We start from the raw sequence: 22,156 nt of genomic DNA, 5'->3' as shown, positions 1-22,156 counted from the left end.
CGACGGCGTGGGATGCGACGGCGTGGGATGCGACGGCGTGGGATGGGACGGGGTGGGATGCGACGGGGCCGACTTCTCCGTCCGCGGCGTGGGCCGGCCGCCGCCCGTGGCGAAGTCGTAGCCGCACGCCTCGCAGAAGCGGTCGGTGCCGGGCGTCCCGCAGTCGGGGCACGGCCGCGCGCCGCCCGGCGCGGACGGCGCACCGGCCGCCCCCGCGGCGCCGGACGGTATGCCGGCCGGTGCGCCGGACCCGGGTCCGGACGCGCCGCCGATTGCCTCGCCGCAGACGTCGCAGTAGTCCGGCGCCTGTGAGGCGTGTCCGTTCGGGCAGGTCGCCATGCTCAGCGCTCACCCGGCCGGGGGGTGGTCAGGGTCTCGTCCTTGCGCGTCCGGACGGTCTTGCTGGAACGGGTGTCGAGTTCCATCTCGTCGGCCTTTTCGATGTGCCGCTTCAGCCGGACGGTGCCGGTCGCGGGGTCGACGACGTCCACGACCTTGCGCAGCATCGCGGTGATCGCGTCGTTGCCGGCCTCGTCGGCCAGCACCACCGCCCGGCCGAGCCGCGCGGTCGCGGTGTCGAGGTCGCCGTCCTTGCGCGCCTGCAGGCCCTCCTGGATGGCGGTCGCGAGCTCGGCCTGCCCGGTGTAGTGCGCCACCCGCGGGTTGATCCGGGTGGACTGGGCCTCGTCGTCCGTCCACTGGGCGAGGACGTTGCCGGTGGCGAGGACCTGCGCCTCCTCGCCGGGAGCGCCCGGCACGACGAGCTTCACCCACGCGGCGCGGAGCTCCTTGCCGATCTCGCCGGGCGGGACCTCCACGCAGACGTGGTAGTCGCGGCTCTCCGCGCCCCACGCGCCCAGCGGGTAGTCGCCGGCCTGCGGCGCCGACTCGACGCGCTTGCCGGTCAGGTCCTCCACGGACGGCATGACCTGCTTGACGAACCGGAGCCTCGCGGTCTGCGGCGTCCACACCCGCAGCGCCACGTCGGCGACGGACTTGCCCATGGCCGCCTCCGTCATCGCCTGGAAGTCGGCGACGAGGCCGGCGGGGTCGGCGACGATGTCGACGGTGCCGAGCAGCGCGGAGGCGATCTTGCGCAGCTCGGCGACCTCCCAGTCGGTGCCGACGCCGCGGCAGTCGCACACGAACCGGCCGCCGCAGCGGGAAAGGACGGCGTCGAGTTCCTCGGGCGTCTCGTGCTGGTTCTTGCCGTCGGTCAGCAGGATCGCGTGCCGGATGCCGCCCTGGACGTCGTCGAACAGCTCGTCGGCGAGCCGCAGCCACGACCCGATCGCGGTGCCGCCGGACGCCCGCAGCCCGCTCAGCGCCCGCTTGGCCTTCTCCTTGGTCTGCGGGGACGCCGTGACGAGGCCGCCCTGGCGCGGGTAGACCATCGAGGCGGTGTTCGAACCGGAGATGACCGCGAACTCCACGCCGTCGCGCAGGGTGTCGACCGCGACCTGCGCCGCCGCGACCGCGGCGCGCAGCTTGGTATCGGGGTAGCTCATCGACCCCGAGGTGTCGATGATGATGACCTCGGACGCCTTCGTGGTGGCCGGGGCCGGCAGGGCGCCGCCCTCGGCGCTCGCCTCGACGGACACGATGGCGTGCACCTCGCGGCCGCCCTCGGGCAGGAACTTGTTCTGGTCGATCTTGACGGTGAACTGCGGCTGCTCGCTCATCGGGGCTCCGTGCTGTGCGGGATGCTCTCGTGGATGCGGCTGTGCGGGGAGCGTGGGGAGGGGATCGGGATGACCGCGACCGTGATGTTGTCGCGGCCGCCCGCGTCCAGGGCGCGGCGCACCAGCGCCCGTGCGACGCCGAGCGGGTCGGCCGCCGGGTCGTGGCCCGGATCGGGCGCGGAGCCGGGTGCCGTGCCGCCCGCCCCGTTCGCCGCGCCGGGGGTGTTCGCGGCCGCCGGGTCGTGCCCCGCGGCCGGGCCGGGCGCGCCGGGGCCGGCGGCCAGCAGCGCCGCGAGGTCGCGGGCCGCCGGGAAGTAGTTCCACAGGCCGTCGCTGCAGACCAGCAGCGTGCCGGGGCCCGCCGGGCGGAACGTGGCCACGTGCGGGCTGACCTGCCCGGCGTCCGCGCCGAGCCAGGCCGTGATGACGTGGGCGTTCGGGTGCTGCTCCGCCTCCGCCTCGGTCAGCGCGCCCTGGGCGGTCATGAACGCGGCCCACGAGTCGTCCTCGGTGAGCCTGCGGGACGGGCCGATCTCCGCCATGTCGCCGGTGCTGAGCTCCGCGGTCTCCGGGCCGGACTCGTCCGTGGCCGGTTCCGCCGCGCCGCCCTCGCCGGGGTCGACGGCGCCGTCCGCGGACAGCCAGTAGGCGCGGCTGTCGCCGACCCAGCCGACGGTGACGGACGCTCCGCGCGTCACCGCGGACACGTACGTGCACGACGGCGCGTCGCCCGGTGACGTGGACAGCGCGGCGACCGCCGAGGCCGCCCGGAGCGCCGCGGCCCGCGTCGCGTCCTCGGGGTCCTCGCCGGCGTCGAGGAGCGCGACGAGCTCGGCGGCGCCGGTGTCGGCGGCCGTGCGGGAGGCGTCCTCGGGGCGCTGCGACGAGCCGACGCCGTCGCACACCACGGCCGCGACCCCGGCGGCGTGGGCGGCGAGGGCGAGCGCGTCCTCGTTGCGGCTGTAGCGGCGGCCGCGGTCGCTGGCGCCGGCCGCGGCGACCGGGCCGGACCCGTTCCCGCCGCCGGGCGCGGGCAGTTCGACCTCGACGTGGTCGCGTTCGGCGGGCTGGCGCATCCCGCAGATCTCGCAGTAGCCCTCGGCGTCGATCGGCGCCCCGCCGCACCCGCGGCACGGGTCCCCGGCGGGGGCGCCCGCACCGGCGGGCACCGGCGCCGCACCCGCTCCGGCCGGCTCGGCGGGCTCGGCGGTTTCGACGGGTGCGGGGGGTGTCAGCCGGTGCCCGCACTTCTCGCAGAAGATCTCGCCCGGATACACCGTCTCGCCGCAGGAGGGGCAGGACGGCTCCGCCGCCTTGGCCCCGTCCGGGTCGGCCTGGCCGGGCCCGTGGTCACCGGCCCCGTGGTCACCGGTCCCGTCGCCACCGGTGCCGTGCCGCCCGCCCGTCACAGCAGCGTCCTCGGGCGCACGGCGTTGGCGGAGTCGACGAGCCGGCGGCACTCGTCCCGGTCGCGGGTGCGCCGCGCCAGCTCCCGGTACGTCGCCTCCAGCCGGCGCCGCAGCGGGGTCTCGGAGAGCTGGGCGTCGAGCAGGCGGCCGCCCGCCGGGCCCGCCGCGCCGGGGCCGTCGAGCAGCCAGTCGAGCGCGGCTTCGAGGACCTCCGCGGCGAGCCGGTCGCGGCGTTCGGCGTCCAGGTCCAGCGCGGTGAGCCGCTCGCCCGCGGCGACCAGCTCGGCGCCCGTCAGCTCGGCGGGGTTGCGGCCCCGCACCGCCGTCGCGACCGCCGACACCTGGGCGGCCACGTAGCGGATGGAGATCTCCGGCACCGAGTTGAGCGCGGCGACCGCCGCGCCCCGGTCGCCCGCCGCCAGGTGCACGCGGGCGAGGCCGAACGCCGCGTTGATGTAGCTCTGGTCGGTGCGCCACACCATCTCGTACAGGCGGATCGCGTCGAGCGGGGCCCGCAGCTCACGGCAGTAGGCGAGGGCCAGCTTGGGCGCCGCCTCCCCGGGCAGGAGCCCGTACAGCCGGTCGAACAGCGGCTCGGCCTCCTGGACGCGGCCCTGGGACAGCAGCGCGACCGCGCGGTACCAGTCGATCCGCCAGTCGCCGGGGCGTTCGGCGGAGAGCTCGTCGAGAATCCCGCCCGCCTCCCCGGCCGCGCCCAGCTCGATCTTGACCCGGGCGTGCGCCAGCTTCACCTCGGGCGTGCGCTGCGGCGCCTTCGCCGCGGCCTCGGCGACCTGGGCGGGCTCCAGGGCGGTCAGTCCGGACACGAACGCGGCGGCGGGGTCGGCGCCGTCCACGAGCGGCACCGGCAGCGCCGACGCGGCCACCTGCGGCGGGACGGGCGGCAGCGCGGACTCCGCCGGCCCGCCGCCCGCCATCCGCGTCGCGAACCGCTCCGGCCCGAACAGCCCGGACGGGGCGGGCCGCGGCACGCCGTCCTCCGCGGCGAGGACCTCGCGCAACACGCCGGTGAGCTGCTCGGCCATCTCCGCCGCGTCCTGGAACCGCTCCGCCGGCTCCTCGTGCGTGGCGCGGCGCAGGAAGCGGTCGAAGGACTCGAACCGCTGCAGCAGCGGGATCTGCGAGCGCGGCGGCAGGGAGTCGGCGAACGTCCGGGTGTAGCCCTTGAACGGGAAGCTCAGCACGGCGAGCGCGCGGCCGACCGTGTACAGGTCGGACGAAACGGAGGGGCCGGCCTCGGCGATCTCGGGGGCCTGGTAGCCGACCGTGCCGTAGATGGCGCCGTCCGGGTCGTCCAGGCGCCGCACGCCGCCGAGGTCGATCAGCCTGAGCTGCTCCTCGGACTGGATGACGTTGTCCGGCTTGAAGTCGCAGTAGACGAGGCCCTGCGCGTGCAGGTACTCGAACGCCCGCAGGACCTCCAGCCCGTAGGCGATGGCCTGTGCGAGCGGGAGGTGCTTCTCGCCGCGCGGCTGCGGCTGCTGGAGCAGGATGTCCTTGAGGGACTGCCCGCCCACGTACTCCATGACGATGTAGCCGTCGCCGTCGTGCTGGACGAAGTTGTAGATCTTGACGATGTTGGGGTGTTCGACCTCGGCGAGGTAGGCGCGCTCGGCCGCGGCCGCGGCCATCGCGTCGGCGTCGCCGCTGTCCAGCAGGCCCTTGAGCACCACCCACCGGTCGCTGACGTTCCGGTCCTTGGCCAGGTAGATCCAGCCGAGGCCGCCGTGGGCGAGGCAGCCCAGCACACCGTACTGCCCGCCGACGAGGTCGCCGGGGCTGAGCTTCGGGGTGAAGGAGAAGCGGGTGCCGCACTTGGGGCAGAACCCCTCGGTGCGGCCCGGCCGGTCGCCGCGCCCCCGGCCGACCGGTTCGCCGCAGCTGCTGCAGAACCGCTTGCCCTCGGCGACCTGCGGGTCGCTCATCACCGCCGTGGACGGGTCGCGGTACGGGACGCGCGGCACCTCGACGAGACCCGCGCCGAGCATGCCGCGGCGGCCGGAGGACCGCGCCGACCCGGTACGCGTGCTGCCGGTGCGCGTGCTGCCGGTGCCCGTGCCGCCCGACGTGCCCGTTCCGGACGTCCCGGATGCCGGGCGCGACCGCGAGGTGAGGCTGGTGTGGGCGGGCGGCGAGCCGCACACGTCGCAGTAGCCGTCCATGATCTTCCCGGTGCAGCCGGGCTGGCGGCACGCGTCGTCCGGCACGGCGACCGGGGGACGGGGCGCGGGCACGCTCGGCGCGGGGGGATTGCCGCAGACATCGCAGTAGCCGTCCGAGATCGTCCCGGTGCAGCCCGGCTGCGCGCAGGCGTTCGGGGAGGCCGGCGCGGACGGGGGACTGGGGGAGGCGGCCACGCCGCATAGGACGCAGTACCCGCCGTCGACGGTTCCGCCGCAGCCCGGTTCGGCGCACTGGCTCATCGCTTCGCTCCCTTCGACCGCGCGTTGACGGCCCGCTGGTATTCGGACAGCGCCACGGTCGCCTGGCGCAGGTCGCAGGGCGACGTCCACAGCAGCTCGCGCACCCGGTCGTGGATCCGCGCGAGCCCGGCGTCCTCGGCGTGGCCCAGCCTGGCGGCCTTCACCCGGTACGCCTCCAGCCGGCCGCGCAGTTCCGCGCGCCGGTCGAGCAGCCCGCGGATCACCCCGACGGTCTCGCGGGCCCGGGCCAGCGCGTCGTTCGCCGCCCGGTCCAGTTCCTCGACCCGCGCGGCGAGATCGTGCCAGCCGGTGCCGTGCCCCGGCCGGCCGACGGCGGCGAGCCGGCCGGCGAGGGACGCGGACCTGTCCGGCAGGTCGGGCAGCACCGGTGAGGCGATCTTGGTGAGCACCTCGTCCCGGACACGGCGGGCCTCCGCCTCCTCCTCGCGCAGCCCGTCCAGGACGGCGGCGATGGCGCGGAGCCGGTCGGTGAACCCGTCCCGTACCCGTTCCGCCTGCTCCAGGCCGCGCCGCACCTCCGCGAGGCCGGCGTGCACCGCGTCGAGGCGCCCGGTGTCGGCCCGGCCGCCGTCCGCCAGCGCCATCGGATCGCCGCGGACGACGGCGGCGACGGCGTCGAGTTCGGGGCGGAGCCGGTCGAGCTCCGGCTCGGTCCCGCCGAGGGATTCGAGTAGTTCGTCCGCCGCCCGGCGCTCGGCCTCGACCTCGGCGAGCCGCGACAGCAGCGCCGACCAGACCGCGTCGAGGGCCGCGACCGCCTGGGCGACCTCCTCGTAGAGAGGCGTCATCCGTTCGACCGCCGCCCGCAGCGTCAGCCTCTCACCGGACGGCACGGACAGCAGCGTCCGCCGCCCCAGCGGCACCTCCGTGACGGGCAGCTCGACCGACGGGCCGGCCAGCAGCCGGGTGAGTTCCGTGAGCTGCGCCTGCCCCGGCCTGGGGTTGCGGGCGCGGAGATCCTCCGCGGCGCCGACGACGCTCCCGTAGAGATCGAAGAGGTTCCAGAGGGAGGTCATCGCGGCGCGCACGTCGGCCTGCACGCGCCGGGTCTCACCGTCGAGGGCCGCGCCTTCGAGTAATTGGTAGCCGTGGTGGGCCTCCAGTTCGAGCAGCGCCGTGCTGATGCGGTCCCTCTCGTCCCGGAGCCGCGCGAGCGTGCGGTCCACCTCGTCCCGGCTCATCGGGGGCCGGCCCACGCGTGCGTCGTTCAACGCCGGTTCACCGGTCCGCCCATGGTCGCCCCGATTTCCCAGATTCAGCCAGTTCGGTGTTCAAGTTTTCACCATGCGAGGTCGCCTTCTCAAGCGGGCGGCCGCTCATCCGCCGCCGGCTGCCCGTACCGCGTCACGCGACCCGAATTTCCCGCGCCCGTAACCTCCAGAATGTCAGTGTTCGAACGTATGATCGAACCATGGCGAACGTTGCGACGCACCCCCGGACCGCATCCACCGCGCTCACCGCGGCGGAGATCGCCGCACTCGCGCTCTCCCTCGCGCACCTGGGCACCGGCCCGCAGGCCACGACCGCGCGCCGCGCCCTGCACACCCTCCTCGACGCCACCCCACACGACGACGCCCTCCACAACGACGTGGTCACCACCACGCTCGCCACCCTCACCACGCCCCTGGACGCCTCCACCTCCGACCGCGCCCGCGTGGTCGCCGCAGCCATCACCGAGCACCGCGTCGTCCGGCTCTGCTACGGCGACGCCGGCGCGAACGTCACGATCCGCGAGGTCGAGCCCGTCACCTGCCTCGTCCACCGCGACCACTGGTACCTCGTCGGCTGGTGCCGGATGCGCCGGGGCGTCCGCGCCTTCCGCTTCGACCGCATCCTCGCCGTGGAGTCCACCGGCCTCCTGGCCCGCCACCGCCGCGCCGACCGCTACCTCCCCTTCCAGCGGAAGAAGACCTGACCCGCGCCCCGGCCCGCGGCCCTCAAGCCGCGGGCCGGGGTCCCCCGCGGCCACAGGGGGCCAAATAAAGTACTTCGATGAGCACCCAGGATGTCCTTGAGCATTTGCAGCGGCTTGGCATGTCGGGGTACGAGGCCAAGGCGTATGTGGCGCTGGTGGGGGCGGGCCGGCCGGTCAACGGGTACGAGGTCGCCAAGCGTTCCGGGGTGCCCCGCAGCACCGTGTACGAGACGCTCGGCAAGCTCGTGGCGCGGGGGGCCGCCTACGAGGTGCGCGGGGCGTCCGACGCGACGGAGTACCTCCCGCTGCCGCCGGAGTCGCTGCTCGACCGGATGCGGCGGGAGTTCGACGGGTCGGTGTCGGCGCTGCGGTCGGCGCTGCCGGCGGTCGCGGCCGCGCCGGAGGGGCATCTGATCCACAACCTCAAGGACGGGCAGGCGATGCTCGACCGGGCGGGGGACGTCGTGGCGGGCGCCCGGCGGGACCTGTTCATGTCGATATGGCCGGACGAGATGCGGGTGCTGCGCGGCCAGGTCCTGGAGGCCGCCGCGCGGGACGTCGAGGTGTCCGTCGTGTCCTTCGGGACGGAGCCGTTCGACGGGCCCGGGAACGTCCATGAGCACCGCTACTCGGCGCCCGAGACGGTCCTGGAGGAGTTCGGGTACCGGCTCATCGTGGTGGTGGGGGACCGGCGCGAGGCCGTGGTCGGCGGTTTCGGGGACGGGGCGGCGTGGGGCGTCTACACGGCGGACCCGGCCGTCGCGCTGATGGCCGCGGAGTTCGTCCGGCAGGACATCGTCCTGCAGATCCTCGCCGACCGGGTGGGCGCGGCGGAACTGGACCGTCTCTTCGCCGCCGAGCCCGGCCTGCTGCGGCTGCTCAGGCGGCGCTGACGGCCCGGCTCATCCGCCGAGCCAGGAGGCGAGCAGCGTCCCGGTCTCCTCCAGCCGGTCGGTGTAGAGCATGTGCCCCGCGTCGATCTCGCTGAGGGCGAGGGCGGGGCCGAGGGCGGCGCGGCAGTCGGCGACGAACTCGGGCCGCACCAGGTCGGCCCGCGCCGCGACCACCAGGTGCGTGGGCATGCCCGGCGGAGGCGTCAGGTGGGGTCTGGCCATCTCCGAGTACGCGGTCACGACCGCGGCCGGCTCGAACCGCCACCGCAGCCGCCCGTCCGGCCCGGGTTCGAGGTGCTCGGCGACCTCGTCGTCCACCGCCTCGTCCGGCGCCTCCGGCCAGCGGGCCGCGAGGGCGGCACGGGCCTCCGCCGCGTCGGCGAACGACACCGGCACCATCCGGGAGCGCGCCTCCCCGGCGGCGTCCGCGGGCGCCAGCCCCGTCGCCGGGTCCAGCAGCACGAGGCGCCGCACCCGCCGCTGCGCCGTCCGCGCCAGATGCACCGCGATCATCCCGCCGTAGGAGTGCCCGACGAGGTCGGCCCGCTCGATGCCGTCCGCGTCGAGGACGGCGAGGACGTCCGCCACGTGCCGCTCGACCGTCCACGGCGGCTCGTACGGCGACCGTCCGTGCCCGCGCAGGTCGGGTGCCAGGACGAGGCGGTCCCCCAGGTACCGCTCGGCCGTCCGCCGCCAGCGGGCGCCGTGCCCGCTGACTCCGTGCAGCACGACGACCGGGGAGCCCGCCGGATCCCCGTACCGATGAACATGCAACGCCGCGTCGGTCATGCACTGAAGGTTATGCGGGACGGCCCCGGCCCAGCACGGCCTTCACCGGCCGGCCGGGTGCCGCGGCCGGTGACGGTCACGGGCGTTCCCAGCGGACGGAGCTGAGCGCCAGCAGCGCGACGTGGAGGGAGACGCAGGACTCCACGTCGTCGAGATCGGCGTCCAGGACGCGTTCGATGCGGCGGAGCCGCTCGTAGAAGGCGGGGCGGGAGAGGTGGGCGCGCTGGGCGGCGACGGCCTTGTTCCGCCCGGATTCCAGGTAGATCTCCAGGATCCGCGTGAGGTCGGCGCCGCGCTGGGCGTCGTACTCCAGCACCCGCCCCAGTTCGCGCTCCACGAAGGTCTGGACGCGGGCGTCGTCGCGGAGCAGGTGCAGCAGTCCGCGGAGGCGCAGGTCGGGGAGGCGGTAGAAGAGGCGGGCGCCGGAGCCGCGCGCGGCGACGTCGGCGACCTGCTCGGCCTCCAGGAACGAGCGGCGGACGTCGCGGATCGTCTCGACGACGGAGCCGGCCGCCATGACGGTGCCCTCCGACCGGCCGCGGACGCGGGTGGCGATCTCGGTGAGCGCGGTCTCCACGTCGGCGCGGGCGGGCAGCGAGGCCAGCACGCCGACGCGGGCGTGCGGCCCGCCCTCGTCGAGGACGCCGACGAGGGCGGCGAGCCGGGCGTCCTTGCAGGCGGCGGCGGCCGTCTCGGCGAGGGCGGACAGCTCGCCGACGGGCGGGGCGCCGGGGCCGCGGTGCCGCAGCACGGCGCCGAGCAGGCGGCGGCCGGACAGCGGGACGCCGAGCGCGCGGGCCCGCGCCGCGGCCTCCTGCGGGTCGGCGTAGGCATGCGCGAGGATCCGGGCGATGATCGTGCCGTGCGCCTGGCGCTCGACGCTCTCGGCGTGCCGGTCGAGGAGCCGGCCGAGCGCAAGGGTGGTGGCGGCCCGCTCGATCAGCACGGTCTCGCGCGGCGACGGCGGCGAGCCGAGGTCGATGATGAGGCGGCCCCAGTCCTCGCCGCGGGCGCCGACCATCGTCACCAGCCAGCCCGAGGCCGGGTCGTAGCCGGTGCGGCGGCCCGGCCGGACGGCGCGGGACCGGGTCTCCCACGCCGACAGCAGCTCCGCCGCGTCGGCGCCGCCGGCGTCCGCGGCGAGGACCTGGTGGGCGAGGTTCTCCAGGACGGCCGGGTGCCCGCCGAGCGCGGCGACCTGCCGCACGACCTCCTCGGTGGAGGCGCCCTCGACCGACAGCCGGGTGAAGATCTCGTGGAGCTGCTCGGAGGCGCGCAGCTCGGCGAACTGGTCCTGCAGGATGCGGGAGTGCACCGATTCGGTGATGTCCACGAACGCGGGCTCGTGGGCGAGCACGATGACCGGGAGGCCGTGCTCCTCGGCGGCGGCGATCAGCGCGGGCGGCGGCTCGGTCGCGTAGCGGCGGCCCAGCTCGATCATGAGGCCGCTCACCCCGACCTCGGCGAGTTCGCCGATGTAGGCGCGCAGCCGCGCGGGCTCGTCCGGGAGCGCGATCCCGGTCGTGAGGACGAGTTCGCCGCCGTGCAGCAGGTGCGCGATGTCGGCGATCTCCGCGACGTGGACCCAGCGGACCCGGTTGCCGGTGCGGTCGCCGCCCGCGACGACGCGGGGCTGTCCGCGGCGGACCGCCTCGAGCCGGAGGACATCGTCGACGGTGGGCAGCATCGACCCCGAGGATATCCGAACAGGGTGTCAGGAAGCGCGCCGGAATCCGTTACAGGATGTCAGCCGCCAGCAGACCGTTAACCGAACGCGCTGGGTCGTGACACTCTGCGGGTGGCCCGCCCGGCCTGCGCGAACGAGACTTGAAGCATGTCGGAACACGCGAACCTGCTCCGGCGCCACCGCGCGGTCATGCCGTCGTGGATGGCGCTCAACTACAGCGAACCCATCGAGATCGTCGGCGGCAAGGGCAACCGCGTGACCGACGCCGAGGGCAACGGCTACCTGGACTTCTTCACGGGGATCCTCACGAACATGCTCGGGTACGACGTGCCCGAGGTGCGGGAGGCGGTGGAGCGGCAGCTCGCCACCGGCGTCGTGCACACGTCCACCGCGTACCTGGTGCGCGGGCAGATCGAGCTGGCCGAGAAGATCGCCCGGCTGTCGGGCATCCCGGACGCGAAGGTGTTCTTCGTCAACTCCGGGACGGAGGCCAACGAGACGGCGCTGCTGCTCGCGGCGTACGCGCGGCGCAGCGACCAGGTCCTCGCGATGCGGCAGAGCTACCACGGCCGGTCGTTCGGCACGACCGGCGTCACCGGCAACCGGGCCTGGACGAACGTGTCCTACTCCCCGCTGAACGTGCACTTCCTGCACGGCGCCGACCGGCACCTCCCGCAGTTCGCCGGGATGTCGGACGAGGCGTACGTCGACGCGTGCGTGCAGGACCTCCGGCACGTGCTCGCCACCGCGACCGGCGGGGACGTCGCCGCGCTCATCGCCGAGCCGATCCAGGGCGTGGGCGGGTTCACGATGCCGCCGGAGGGCCTGTTCGCCGCCTACAAGAGCGTCCTGGACGAGGCCGGGATCCTGTTCATCTCCGACGAGGTCCAGACCGGATGGGGACGGACCGGCGAGAGCTTCTGGGGCATCGGGAACCACGGCGTGACCCCGGACATGATGACGTTCGCCAAGGGCCTCGGGAACGGGTTCACGATCGGCGGCGTGGTCGCCCGGGGCGACCTGATGGACCGCCTGCACGCGGTCGGCATCTCCACGTTCGGCGGCAACCCGCTCTCGATGGCCGCGGCGAACGCGACCCTCGACTACGTCCTCGACCACGACCTGCGGGCCAACGCCGCCAGGCAGGGCGCGACGATCATCGGCGGGCTGCGGTCGGCGGCCGGCCGGTTCTCCATCGTCGGGGACGTGCGCGGCAAGGGCCTGATGTTCGCGGTGGAACTGGTCGATCCGGGGACCGGCGAGCCGAGCCCGCCGCTCGCCGCCGCGCTGCTGGAGGCGGCCCGCGAGCGGGGGCTGCTGATCGGCAAGGGCGGCCTGTACGGCAACGTGGTGCGCATGGCGCCGCCGATGACCCTGACCGACGCCGAGGCCGCCGAGGGTCTCGGCATCCTGATCGCGTCCCTCGAAGCGGTGAACGGGGAAGCCGCCTCATGACCGCGGGCAAGCGCGTGACGCACTGGATCGGCGGCAAGCCGTTCGCCGGGGAGGCCGAGCGGCGCGGCGACATCTACGACCCCGCCTCGGGACGCCTGGCCGGCACGGTCGACTTCGCCGGGCGGGCCGAGGTCGACGCCGCGGTCGCCGCCGCCAGGGCCGCGTTCCCCGGCTGGCGGGACGCCTCGCTCTCGCAGCGGGCGCAGGTGCTGTTCAGGTTCCGCGAGCTGGTGCACGGGCACCGCGGTGAGCTTGCCCGGCTGATCTCGTCCGAGCACGGGAAGGTGGTCTCGGACGCGGCGGGCGAGGTGGCCCGCGGCCTGGAGGTCGTGGAGTTCGCCTGCGGAATCCCGCACCTGCTCAAGGGCGGGTTCTCGGAGAACGTCTCGACCCGGGTGGACGCCTACTCGATCCTGCAGCCGGTCGGGGTGGCCGCGGGGATCACCCCCTTCAACTTCCCGGCGATGGTGCCGATGTGGATGTTCCCCGTCGCGATCGCCTGCGGGAACACGTTCGTCCTGAAGCCCTCGGAGAAGGACCCGTCGGCGTCGGTCCGGCTCGCGGAGCTGTGGGCGGAGGCCGGCCTGCCGGACGGGGTGTTCAACGTCGTCCACGGCGACAGGACGGCGGTGGACGGCCTGCTGCACCACCCGGACGTCCGGGCGGTCAGCTTCGTCGGCTCCACCCCGATCGCCCGGTACATCTACGGGACGGCGGCGGCGAACGGCAAGCGGGTGCAGGCGCTCGGCGGCGCCAAGAACCACATGCTGGTGCTGCCGGACGCCGACCTCGACCTCGCCGCGGACGCCGCGGTGTCGGCCGGGTTCGGCTCGGCGGGGGAGCGGTGCATGGCGATCTCGGTGGTCGTCGCCGTCGATCCCGTCGGGGACGAGCTGATGGCGAAGATCCGGGAGCGGGTCGCGCGGCTGAAGGTGGGGCCCGGCGACGACCCCGAGTCGGAGATGGGGCCGCTGGTCACGCGGGCGCACCGCGACAAGGTCGCGTCCTACCTGGACTCCGGTGTCGCGCAGGGCGCCACACTCGCCGTGGACGGGCGCGACCCGGACGTCCTGGGCGGCGCGGGTGACGGGTTCTGGCTCGGCCCCACCGTCCTCGACCACGTCACCCCGGAGATGGACGCCTACAAGGACGAGATCTTCGGCCCGGTGCTGTCGGTCGTGCGGTCCGGCTCCTACGAGGAGGCCATGGAGCTGATCTCGGCCAACCCGTACGGGAACGGCACCGCGATCTTCACCAACGACGGAGGGGCCGCGCGCCGCTTCCAGAACGAGGTGGAGGTCGGGATGGTCGGCGTCAACGTGCCGATCCCCGTCCCGATGGCCTACTACTCCTTCGGCGGCTGGAAGGACTCGCTGTTCGGTGACAGTCACGCCCACGGGATGGAGGGCGTCCACTTCTACACGCGGACGAAGGCCGTCACCGCGAGGTGGCTCGACCCAAGCCATGGCGGAGTGAACCTCGGCTTCCCGACCAGCGGCTGAGCCTTCTCCTTCCCGCGCATTCCCCGAACGTGCGGCCGGTCACGGCGACCGGCCGCACGGTCGTGCGGCCGGAAAGGATGAAACTCTCAGATTGCGACACAACGGACAAACAGCGCGGATCGGGGTCGCGGTGCGTGAGAGCGGCTCGCCGCACCGTGAGAACGCCCAGGTCCGCGGCGTACGGGACTTTCCCACATCCGGTGGATTTCGTCGTCAATTTTCGTCCGGCGGCCGATGGCGAATAATGCCAACACCCATTGACGGAGTCTGTGGCGGGCGACACAATCTGACTGTCCGCATTAAATGGGGCGAAATTAAAAGTCAGGATCCATAGTCAACAAAAACGTGAGGTCCGGGGCCGCCGAAGCCGGCGGGGCGATGTGCAGGAGAGCCGCGCTATGACCGCAGCCGACCACGCAGCAGAGGTGGACGCGCTCGCAAGGCGCTTTCCGGGCTGGACCATTTGGTTCGGCCTGTTCACCGGCCGCTGGTGGGCGCTGCCGCCCAAGGACCGCGACCTCGGCGACTTCGTCGAGGCCGACACACCGCAACGGCTCATCGCACGGATCGAGGTGGTCAGGCGTGCCGCACCGGCGCGCCCCGTGATCGAGCACGACCGTCCGCGGACGTCCCGCGACACCCGGCCCGACGTGCGATGTCCCTCGAACCTCCGGCGTATCGAGGGCGTCACACCGTCGCCGTCCGGCCGGGTACCGGCGATCGCGTGGCCAGGCAGCACTGCAAGGTGATCCGCTGTTCCCCAACCTCGCCACGCCCGCCGGTGCCGCCGCGGCCCCGGGCAAGGACGGCAGCCCGCGCCATATCCCTCTCCGGCAACCTCCGTGTATGGCGCGGACGCCAGCACCCGCCGTCCCCCCGGGGTCGTGGCGGTTTCTCCGTTAACAACACGTCCGAAACCGCCCTTCCGGCAATCGGCCATGGAAACGCGAGACCGCCGGCCGTCAATGGACACAGAATCCTTACCTCCGGGAAAGCGGACGGGAAACACCGGAGTCGCGATCACCGGTAATCACCGCACGTTTCACCGGAAGCCGGAAGTGAAATCGAAGAAAACCGGCGATCGGTTCGTGCGCGGTCGCCGGCACCCCCGGGAATGACGGCCGGGCACCGCGCGAACCGCCGCCTCCGACGGGTACGGGCCGCCCCGGCGGCCCCGAGGCGCTACGCTCGCCGACGGGCCCGGTTCAGGTGGGGGAGGGCCCCGGGCAAGGATCGGGAGCGACATGCGGCTGACGGCCACGGCGCGGGTGAAGATGTGGTCCGCCCTGGTGGCGGCCGCCGCGCTCGGCGCCGCGGGCGTCGCGGCGTGCAGCGGCGGCGGCGACGGCGAGGAACCGGTCGGCGTCGCCAAGGTCGCGAGCAGCCTCGGCCCGGGCGAGGGGATGCTGAACCTCGTCACGCTGCCCGGATCGATCGAGAGCGGCAGCAGCGACCCGCGCGTCGACTGGGTCACCCCGTTCGAGGAGCGCACCGGCTGCAAGGTCGGGCTGAAGATCGTCCGGACGCCCGAGGAGATGGCCGATCTCATGCGCGACGGCGGCCGCCGCTACGACGGCGTCGCGGCACCGCCCGAGGTCGCCGGGCAGCTGATCGCCGAGAACCAGGTCACGCCCGTCAACACCGACCTCGTGGACGGCTTCAAGAAACTGGAGCCGAAGCTGCGCGGCCTCCTCAGGCGGGACGGCCGGCAGTACGGCATCCCGTACGTGTGGGGCTCCAACCTGCTCATGTACGACACCCGGGCCGTCCCGCCGCCCCCGAGCTGGGCCGCGCTGTTCGATCCGGGTCAGGCGAGCCGGTACTCCGGGAAGCTGGTCATGCGCGACAGCCCGCTGGCCATCGCCGAGGCCGCGCTCTACCTCAGGCGCGACCGGCCCAAGCTGAAGATCGACGACCCGTACTCGCTGACCCCCGGGCAGCTCAAGGCCGCCGGGCGCGTCCTCGCCAGGCAGCGTCCGCATGTCGGGGAGTACTGGGAGCGGCCCGCCGACGCCGTCAGCGCGTTCGCGGGCGGGCGCGCGGTGCTGGGCCAGGCGTGGCCCTACCACGTGGACGTGCTCACCCGCGCCTCCCGGACCGTGCAGGCCGCCGTCCCGTCCGAGGGCGTGACCGGCTGGATGGACGCGTGGATGATCGGCGCACGGGTCGAGCATCCGAACTGCATGTACCAGTGGCTGCAGTGGACCGCGTCGCCGGACGTCCAGCAGCAGGTGGCCGAGTGGACCGGGGTGGCGCCCGCCAACCCGCAGGCGTGCTCCGGAGACCGCCTCAAGCCGGGCTTCTGCACCGCGTACCACGTCGGTGACCGCGACTACCTCGGCAAGGTCATCTTCGCGCACGCGCCGACGAAGGCGTGCGACGGCGAGTCCGACGACAACGACTGCACGGACTATGCCGAGTGGAAGAAGACCTGGATCGAGTCCACCAAGCTCTGACCACCGACCTCGGACCACCGGGCCGCCACGACGGGCCTTACCACGGGCCTTCACGACGGGCCTTCACCACGGGCCCCGGCCGGTTCCGGTCAGGAAAGGTCTCTCCGGCGCGCCCGGCCGCCCCCAGCCGGGCGCGCCTGTCAGGTGGTCCCGGACTTCCCCCCGAACGCCCGGGTCACCCTTCTCCCTGGAGAGACCTCCACGACGACGGCGTCCAGCGCCGCCGTCCGCGCGGGCGGCCGCTCCCCGGCCGGCCGTCCGGCGTCCGTGACCCGCTCCCGGAAGCCCCGCCGTGCGCGGGGTACCGGCGGGGCGGGTGCGCATTCATCGCACGCGAACACCCCGGTCGAATCCGGCAGGCGGCCGACGCGTACGCGCGGCCGGGGCCACTTCTTGCGGCAGACGACGCAGGCGTCGCCCAGGCGCTGGGCTGTGCTCAGCCCGCCCGGGTCCACGGTCGGCTCGCCTGTCTGGCCCATGCCCTCCCCCTGACGGGAGTCGACGTCACGTGCCTCCTTTATAGGCAGGGAAGTGTGTTGCCACCGCTACTCAAAGTGAAAAATGCGGCAAAGCCTTACGTGTCGCCCGCCTGGTCAAGGTCATCCAGGTCACGCGGTCCGGTCAACCGCGCGCTCGCTTGGAAAGGCCCACGGACCAGGGCATACGCAGACCATGGCCATACGGTCCGCGACCGGGCGCTTTGCCCCTCCTTTGGTAGGTATTGCGTACAAAGGAGACATGTCGGTCCGGAGTGTCCTGGGGCGCGACCGGCCGCACAGGCCCGGCTCCGCCCGGGCGCGCGGAACGCTCTCGGTGCTCGGCGCGGCCGGCTCCCTCCTCATGGCCGCCGTGGTCGTGGCGGCGGTCGCGCTGGCCCTGTTCGCCGAGGTCTCCGGCATCGCCGTTCTCGTGGCGGTCATGGGCCCGCTCTGCGTCGTCGCCCTCGCACTGCTCGGCGCGGCCGTCCTGAGCTCCGTGCGTGCGGCCATGCGCCCGGTGAAGCGGCTCAACGCGGAGCTGGCCGGCGTCGAGGAACCCGACCTCGGCCGCCGGGTCGCCGTGCCGTCCACCGGCGACGACGTCGAAGAACTCGCCGGTCGCGTCAACGTGCTCCTCGGCCGGCTGGACGAGACCGTCCTGCGGCGCCGCTCCTTCATCGCCGACGCCTCGCACGAACTGCGCACTCCGCTCACGGGCCTGCGGACCCGCATCGAGCTGGCCCTCGCCGCCCCGGAGGACGGCGATGCCGGCGACACGCTGCGGCACTCGCTGGGCGACGTCGAACGCCTCCAGCAGATCGTCGACGACCTCCTCACTCTCGCCCGCCTGGACTCCGGCGAGGCCCCGGCCCGGGAGGTGCTCGACATCGGCGCGCTGGTCGAGACCGAGGTCGGCCGCCGCGACCCGCCCGTCCCGACCACGGTGAAAGTGGAACCGGGGCTGCTGGTCGAGGTCAACCGGCCGCGGCTGTGCCGCGTCCTGCTCAACCTGCTCGCCAACGCCGAGCGGCACGCCACGTCGCTGATCGAGGTCGAGGCGCGCGCGGAACGGGGCGAGGCGGTCGTCGAGGTGCGCGACGACGGGCCCGGCATCCCGCCCGCCGACCGCGACCGGATCTTCGAACGCTTCACCCGGCTCGACAGCGCACGCAGCCGCGCCGACGGCGGTTCCGGGCTCGGCCTGGCCATCGCGCGGCAGATAGCCGTCTCGCACAAGGGCCGCCTCTACGTCGGCGACGGTGCGACCGGCGCCCGGCTGATCCTGTGCATCCCCCTCGCGCGCCGCCGTTGACGCACCGGCCGCAGTCCGTCCGCCGCAAGGGCGGGACCCGGCCGCGGGAATGCCCGACAATGGACCCGTGCTCTCTCACTCAAGCTCCGACGCACCCGCCCGCGAGCTGGCCGTGCTCGGCTCCACCGGTTCGATCGGCACCCAGGCCCTGGACGTGGTCCGCCGCAACCCGGGCAGGTTCCGGGTGGCCGGGCTGGCGGCCGGCGGCGGACGGGTCGACCTCCTGGCCGAGCAGGCGCTCGAGTTCCGGCCCGACATCGTCGCCGTCGCCAGGGCGTCCGCCGCGCAGGACCTGCAGCTGGCCTTCTACGCCGAGGCGAAGCGGCGCGGCTACGCCTCCGGCGACTACCCCATCCCGAAGATCGTGGCGGGCCCGGACGCGGTCACCGAGGTCGCCGCGTGGCCGTGCGACGTGGTCCTGAACGGTGTGACCGGCGCGCTCGGCCTCGCCTCGACGCTGGCGGCGCTGGACGCCGGGCGGACGCTCGCCCTGGCCAACAAGGAGTCCCTCATCGTTGGCGGCCCCCTCGTGAAGGAGCGGGCGCGGCCAGGGCAGATCGTCCCCGTCGACTCCGAGCACTCGGCGCTCGCCCAGTGCCTGCGCGGCGGACGCGCCGAGGAGGTGCGGCGGCTCGTGCTGACCGCGAGCGGCGGCCCGTTCCGCGGGCGCGGCCGCGCGGAGCTGGCGGCCGTCACGCCCGAACAGGCGCTGAACCACCCGACGTGGGACATGGGCCCCGTCGTGACGATCAACTCCGCGACCCTCGTAAACAAGGGGCTGGAGGTCATCGAGGCGCACCTGCTGTTCGACGTCCCGATGGACCGGATCGAGGTCATGGTGCACCCGCAGTCGGTGATCCACTCGATGGTCGAGTTCACCGACGGCTCCACGCTGGCGCAGGCCAGCCCGCCCGACATGCGGCTGCCGATCGCGCTCGGCATCGACTGGCCGGACCGCGTCCCGGACGCCGCGCCCGGCATCGACTGGAGCACGGCGCACACCTGGGAGCTGTTCCCGCTCGACGACGAGGCGTTCCCCGCCGTCGCGCTGGCGCGCAGGGCCGGTGAGCTGGGCGGGACGTTCCCGGCCGTTTACAACGCCGCCAACGAGGAATGTGTGGACGCGTTCCGCGCGGCCCGGCTTCCGTTCCTCGGGATAGTCGACACGGTGGCGCGGGTAGTGGACGAGCACGAGGAGCACGCCCCTGGTCCGGCCGGGCGGCCGACGCTGGACGACGTCCTCGCGGCGGACGGCTGGGCGCGGACCAGGACCAGAGAACTGACCGCGGCCGGGCAGGCGACCGCCACCGACTGACCCCCGGGGGTCCGCCTCGGGACGAGCCTAGGGGACCCGCATGGCCTTCTTCCTCGGCGCGCTGGCGTTCGTCGTCGCGCTGCTGGCGTCGGTGATGCTGCACGAGGGCGGGCACCTGCTCACCGCCAAGCGGTTCGGGATGAAGGCGACGCAGTACTTCGTGGGGTTCGGGCCGACCCTGTGGTCCACCCGCCGGGGCGAGACCGAGTACGGCGTCAAGGCGGTCCCGCTGGGCGGCTTCGTCAAGATCGTCGGCTACACGCCGCTGGAGGAGATCGACGCGGCGGACCGTCCCCGCGCGTTCTACCGCCAGCCCGCCCCGCGCCGCGCGGTCGTCATCGGGGCGGGCGTCGCCGCGAACTTCGTGTTCGCGTTCGTGCTGCTCATGGTGATGGCCATGACGATCGGCGTGCGGGAAGCCGGCTCGGTGACCAGCACGGTCGAGGAGGTCAGCCCCTGCGTGCCCGCCACGCTGCGGTCCGCCTGCGCCGGGGACCGCCCGCCCTCGCCCGCCGCGCAGGCCGGGCTGCGCGCCGGAGACCGCGTCGTCTCCTTCGACGGCACGCCGGTCGCCGACTGGGACGGCCTCACGAAGGCCATCGGCCGGGCCGAGCCCGGCCAGCCGGTGCGGCTGGTGGTCCAGCGCGGCGGCGCGGGGCGGGAGATCCCGCTGCGGGTGACGCTCGCGGACGTGGAGGGGGAGCCGTTCGTCGGCATGTCGGCGAAGGTCGTCGGCGGCGGGTACGAGCGGACGGGGCCGCTGAACGCGGCGGTGTTCGCCGCGAACGGCATCGGCCGGACCCTCGCCGGCATCGGGGACGTCGTCGTGGACCTGCCGTCCGCGATCCCGCGGCTGTTCTCGCCGGAGCGGGAGAGCACGCCGGGCGGCCAGGTCGGCAGCGTGGTGGGCGCGACCGACGTGTCCGGGCAGATCTTCGCCTCCGAGGGCTCCACCACCCGGGACAAGATCGCCCTGTTCCTGTCGCTCATCGTGTCGCTGAACATCTTCCTCGGGGCGCTCAACCTCCTGCCCCTGCTGCCGCTGGACGGGGGCCATCTCGCGGTGGTCGGCTACGAGCGGGCCCGCGCCGGCGTCAACCGGATCCGCGGCCGGCCGGATCCGGGCACCGTCGACATGACCAGGCTCCTGCCGCTGACCTACCTCGTGGTGCTGCTGCTGGTGGGGTTCGGCGTGCTGCTGATACTCGCCGACCTGTTCAATCCGCTCCAGCTACCGGAATGACACAAACCGTTCACATAGAGTTGCCGAATGGTCACCGCATTGGCCGCCGGGCGCCGTCAAATCAGCGGTACGGGACGCTTAGGCTTTGTACGGGGCCGGCGAGCAAGAGGAGAGGGATGAGCGTTTCACTGGGAATGCCGAGCGTGCGCGGGGACGGGGACGGTCAGGGGGCGCGGCGTCCCGTCGCGGCACGCCGCAGCTCCCGGCAGATCATGGTCGGGAGCGTGCCGGTGGGCGGCGACGCCCCGGTGTCGGTGCAGTCCATGACCACGAGCCTCACCGCCGACGTGAACTCCACGCTGCAGCAGATCGCGGAGCTGACCGCGTCGGGCTGCCAGATCGTCCGGGTCGCGGTGCCGTCGCAGGACGACGCCGAGGCGCTGCCCGCGATCGCCCGTAAGTCGCCGATTCCGGTCATCGCCGATATCCACTTCCAGCCCAAGTACGTGTTCGCGGCGATCGACGCGGGCTGCGCGGCGGTGCGCGTCAACCCGGGCAACATCAAGAAGTTCGACGACCGGGTCGGGGAGATCGCCAAGGCCGCCAAGGACGCGGGCGTGCCGATCCGCATCGGGGTGAACGCCGGCTCGCTGGACAAGCGGCTCCTGGAGAAGCACGGCAAGGCCACGCCCGAGGCGCTGGTGGAGTCGGCGCTGTGGGAGTGCTCGCTGTTCGAGGAGCACGACTTCCGCGACATCAAGATCTCGGTCAAGCACAACGACCCGGTGGTGATGATCGAGGCGTACCGGCAGCTCGCCGCGGCGTGCGACTACCCGCTGCACCTGGGGGTCACCGAGGCCGGGCCGGCGTTCCAGGGCACGATCAAGTCGGCGGTGGCCTTCGGGGCGCTGCTCGCCGACGGGATCGGCGACACGATCCGGGTGTCGCTGTCGGCGCCGCCGGTCGAGGAGGTCAAGGTCGGCACCGCGATCCTGGAGTCGCTGGGGCTGCGCCAGCGCGGGCTGGAGATCGTGTCCTGCCCGTCGTGCGGGCGGGCCCAGGTGGACGTCTACACGCTGGCCGAGCAGGTCACCGCGGGCCTCAAGGACTTCCCGGTCCCGCTGCGCGTCGCCGTGATGGGCTGCGTGGTCAACGGCCCGGGGGAGGCCCGCGAGGCCGACCTGGGCGTCGCGTCCGGCAACGGCAAGGGCCAGATCTTCGTCAAGGGGCAGGTCATCAAGACCGTCCCCGAGGCGCAGATCGTGGAGACCCTGATCGAGGAGGCCATGCGCATCGCCGACGACATGGGCATCGAGATCGCCGAGGACGGCTCGGTCTCCGGCCCCGGCGCCGACGTCGTGGTCGGCTGACGCCGGCCCGCCGGCCGTAGCGCGGCCGGCCGGCCGGTCCGCCGCCGGCACGAGAGCGGGCGAGAGCAAAGGGCCTGGCAAAGGGCCTCGGGTCAGCTGACCCGGGGCCCTTTCGCGTGGTGCGCCCAGCATGGGCGATTGCTTGGGGGTGAAAGTCCCCTGGAGGAAGAGGTGGTGCTAACTCCGAGCCGGAGGCAAGGGCGTCGTTGTGAGGCGGGGTCTGGAGGAAGCCCGAGGCGAATCC

The 22,156-nt window shown here is 73.7% G+C and carries 17 protein-coding genes and 1 pseudogene; 10 read left to right on the top strand and 8 right to left on the bottom strand.

The genetic code is table 11. The annotated features are described in order from the left end of the window. The 5 genes and pseudogenes from E1289_RS39160 to E1289_RS27065 form a co-directional block, all read right to left on the bottom strand. A pseudogene (locus E1289_RS39160) lies at nt 1-339 on the bottom strand (hypothetical protein); the annotation flags it as partial. Nucleotides 340-341: 2 nt separating this feature from the next. Continuing rightward, the gene (locus E1289_RS27080) at nt 342-1,682 is read right to left on the bottom strand and encodes a VWA domain-containing protein (protein WP_131985024.1); all 1,341 of its coding nucleotides are present in this window, start codon (nt 1,680-1,682) and stop codon (nt 342-344) included. Further along, nucleotides 1,679-3,091 (bottom strand): protein phosphatase 2C domain-containing protein, encoded by a 1,413-nt coding sequence (locus E1289_RS27075; protein WP_131985022.1) that lies wholly within the window; start codon nt 3,089-3,091, stop codon nt 1,679-1,681. Before E1289_RS27075 ends, E1289_RS27080 begins: the two co-directional genes overlap by 4 nt. Continuing rightward, on the bottom strand, nt 3,088-5,535 hold the full coding sequence (locus E1289_RS27070) for a serine/threonine-protein kinase (protein WP_131985020.1): 2,448 nt from the start codon (nt 5,533-5,535) through the stop codon (nt 3,088-3,090). Before E1289_RS27070 ends, E1289_RS27075 begins: the two co-directional genes overlap by 4 nt. Continuing rightward, the gene (locus tag E1289_RS27065; RefSeq protein ID WP_243713178.1) at nt 5,532-6,767 is read right to left on the bottom strand and encodes a hypothetical protein; all 1,236 of its coding nucleotides are present in this window, start codon (nt 6,765-6,767) and stop codon (nt 5,532-5,534) included. Before E1289_RS27065 ends, E1289_RS27070 begins: the two co-directional genes overlap by 4 nt. Nucleotides 6,768-6,967: 200 nt before the next feature. Here E1289_RS27065 and E1289_RS27060 point away from each other — a divergent pair, with 200 nt between their 5' ends. Both E1289_RS27060 and E1289_RS27055 read left to right on the top strand, forming a co-directional pair. After that, complete coding sequence (locus E1289_RS27060; RefSeq protein ID WP_131985018.1) at nt 6,968-7,471, top strand: WYL domain-containing protein; 504 nt, start codon at nt 6,968-6,970, stop codon at nt 7,469-7,471. Between the two features lie 77 nt (nt 7,472-7,548). Next, nucleotides 7,549-8,364, top strand: a complete 816-nt coding sequence (locus E1289_RS27055; protein WP_131985016.1) for a TrmB family transcriptional regulator — start codon at nt 7,549-7,551, stop codon at nt 8,362-8,364. A 9-nt stretch (nt 8,365-8,373) separates the two neighbouring features. Here the strand turns inward: E1289_RS27055 and E1289_RS27050 are convergent, their stop codons facing one another. Together E1289_RS27050 and E1289_RS27045 are read right to left on the bottom strand one after the other, a co-directional pair. Continuing rightward, a complete protein-coding gene (locus tag E1289_RS27050; protein WP_131985014.1) occupies nt 8,374-9,153 on the bottom strand; it encodes an alpha/beta hydrolase in 780 nt (259 codons plus the stop codon). A gap of 76 nt (nt 9,154-9,229) precedes the next feature. Further along, nucleotides 9,230-10,840: a PucR family transcriptional regulator ligand-binding domain-containing protein gene (locus E1289_RS27045; protein WP_131985012.1), complete on the bottom strand. Its 1,611-nt coding sequence runs from the start codon at nt 10,838-10,840 to the stop codon at nt 9,230-9,232. A gap of 147 nt (nt 10,841-10,987) precedes the next feature. On the opposite strand from E1289_RS27045, the gene E1289_RS27040 reads away from it, so the two are divergent. From E1289_RS27040 to E1289_RS27025, 4 genes are all read left to right on the top strand, one after another. Beyond that, on the top strand, nt 10,988-12,295 hold the full coding sequence (locus E1289_RS27040; RefSeq protein WP_131985010.1) for an aspartate aminotransferase family protein: 1,308 nt from the start codon (nt 10,988-10,990) through the stop codon (nt 12,293-12,295). Next, nucleotides 12,292-13,797 (top strand): CoA-acylating methylmalonate-semialdehyde dehydrogenase, encoded by a 1,506-nt coding sequence (locus E1289_RS27035; protein ID WP_131985008.1) that lies wholly within the window; start codon nt 12,292-12,294, stop codon nt 13,795-13,797. Before E1289_RS27040 ends, E1289_RS27035 begins: the two co-directional genes overlap by 4 nt. Nucleotides 13,798-14,195: 398 nt before the next feature. Next, nucleotides 14,196-14,546 (top strand): hypothetical protein, encoded by a 351-nt coding sequence (locus tag E1289_RS27030; RefSeq protein WP_131985006.1) that lies wholly within the window; start codon nt 14,196-14,198, stop codon nt 14,544-14,546. A 495-nt stretch (nt 14,547-15,041) separates the two neighbouring features. Beyond that, entirely contained in the window at nt 15,042-16,253 is a 1,212-nt protein-coding gene (locus E1289_RS27025; RefSeq protein ID WP_131985004.1) for an ABC transporter substrate-binding protein, read from the top strand. A 140-nt stretch (nt 16,254-16,393) separates the two neighbouring features. On the opposite strand, the gene E1289_RS27020 is transcribed toward E1289_RS27025, so the two are convergent. After that, nucleotides 16,394-16,732 carry a hypothetical protein gene (locus E1289_RS27020; protein WP_131985002.1) on the bottom strand — a complete coding sequence of 113 codons (339 nt, stop codon included), beginning with the start codon at nt 16,730-16,732 and terminating at the stop codon, nt 16,394-16,396. Between the two features lie 259 nt (nt 16,733-16,991). On the opposite strand from E1289_RS27020, the gene E1289_RS27015 reads away from it, so the two are divergent. The 4 genes from E1289_RS27015 to ispG all read left to right on the top strand — a co-directional run bounded on the left by E1289_RS27015 (nt 16,992) and on the right by ispG (nt 21,912). Next, nucleotides 16,992-18,044 carry an ATP-binding protein gene (locus E1289_RS27015; protein ID WP_131985000.1) on the top strand — a complete coding sequence of 351 codons (1,053 nt, stop codon included), beginning with the start codon at nt 16,992-16,994 and terminating at the stop codon, nt 18,042-18,044. 49 nt (nt 18,045-18,093) lie between these two features. After that, nucleotides 18,094-19,359, top strand: a complete 1,266-nt coding sequence (dxr, locus tag E1289_RS27010; RefSeq protein WP_131984998.1) for a 1-deoxy-D-xylulose-5-phosphate reductoisomerase — start codon at nt 18,094-18,096, stop codon at nt 19,357-19,359. 40 nt (nt 19,360-19,399) lie between these two features. After that, nucleotides 19,400-20,602: a site-2 protease family protein gene (locus E1289_RS27005; RefSeq protein WP_131984996.1), complete on the top strand. Its 1,203-nt coding sequence runs from the start codon at nt 19,400-19,402 to the stop codon at nt 20,600-20,602. A 116-nt stretch (nt 20,603-20,718) separates the two neighbouring features. Beyond that, nucleotides 20,719-21,912 carry a flavodoxin-dependent (E)-4-hydroxy-3-methylbut-2-enyl-diphosphate synthase gene (gene ispG / locus E1289_RS27000; RefSeq protein WP_243713177.1) on the top strand — a complete coding sequence of 398 codons (1,194 nt, stop codon included), beginning with the start codon at nt 20,719-20,721 and terminating at the stop codon, nt 21,910-21,912. Nucleotides 21,913-22,156 lie beyond the last annotated feature (244 nt).

The organism is Actinomadura sp. 6K520, assembly GCF_004349245.1.
Taxonomy (GTDB): domain Bacteria; phylum Actinomycetota; class Actinomycetes; order Streptosporangiales; family Streptosporangiaceae; genus Spirillospora.
This window is presented reverse-complemented; position numbering and strand designations above follow the sequence as displayed.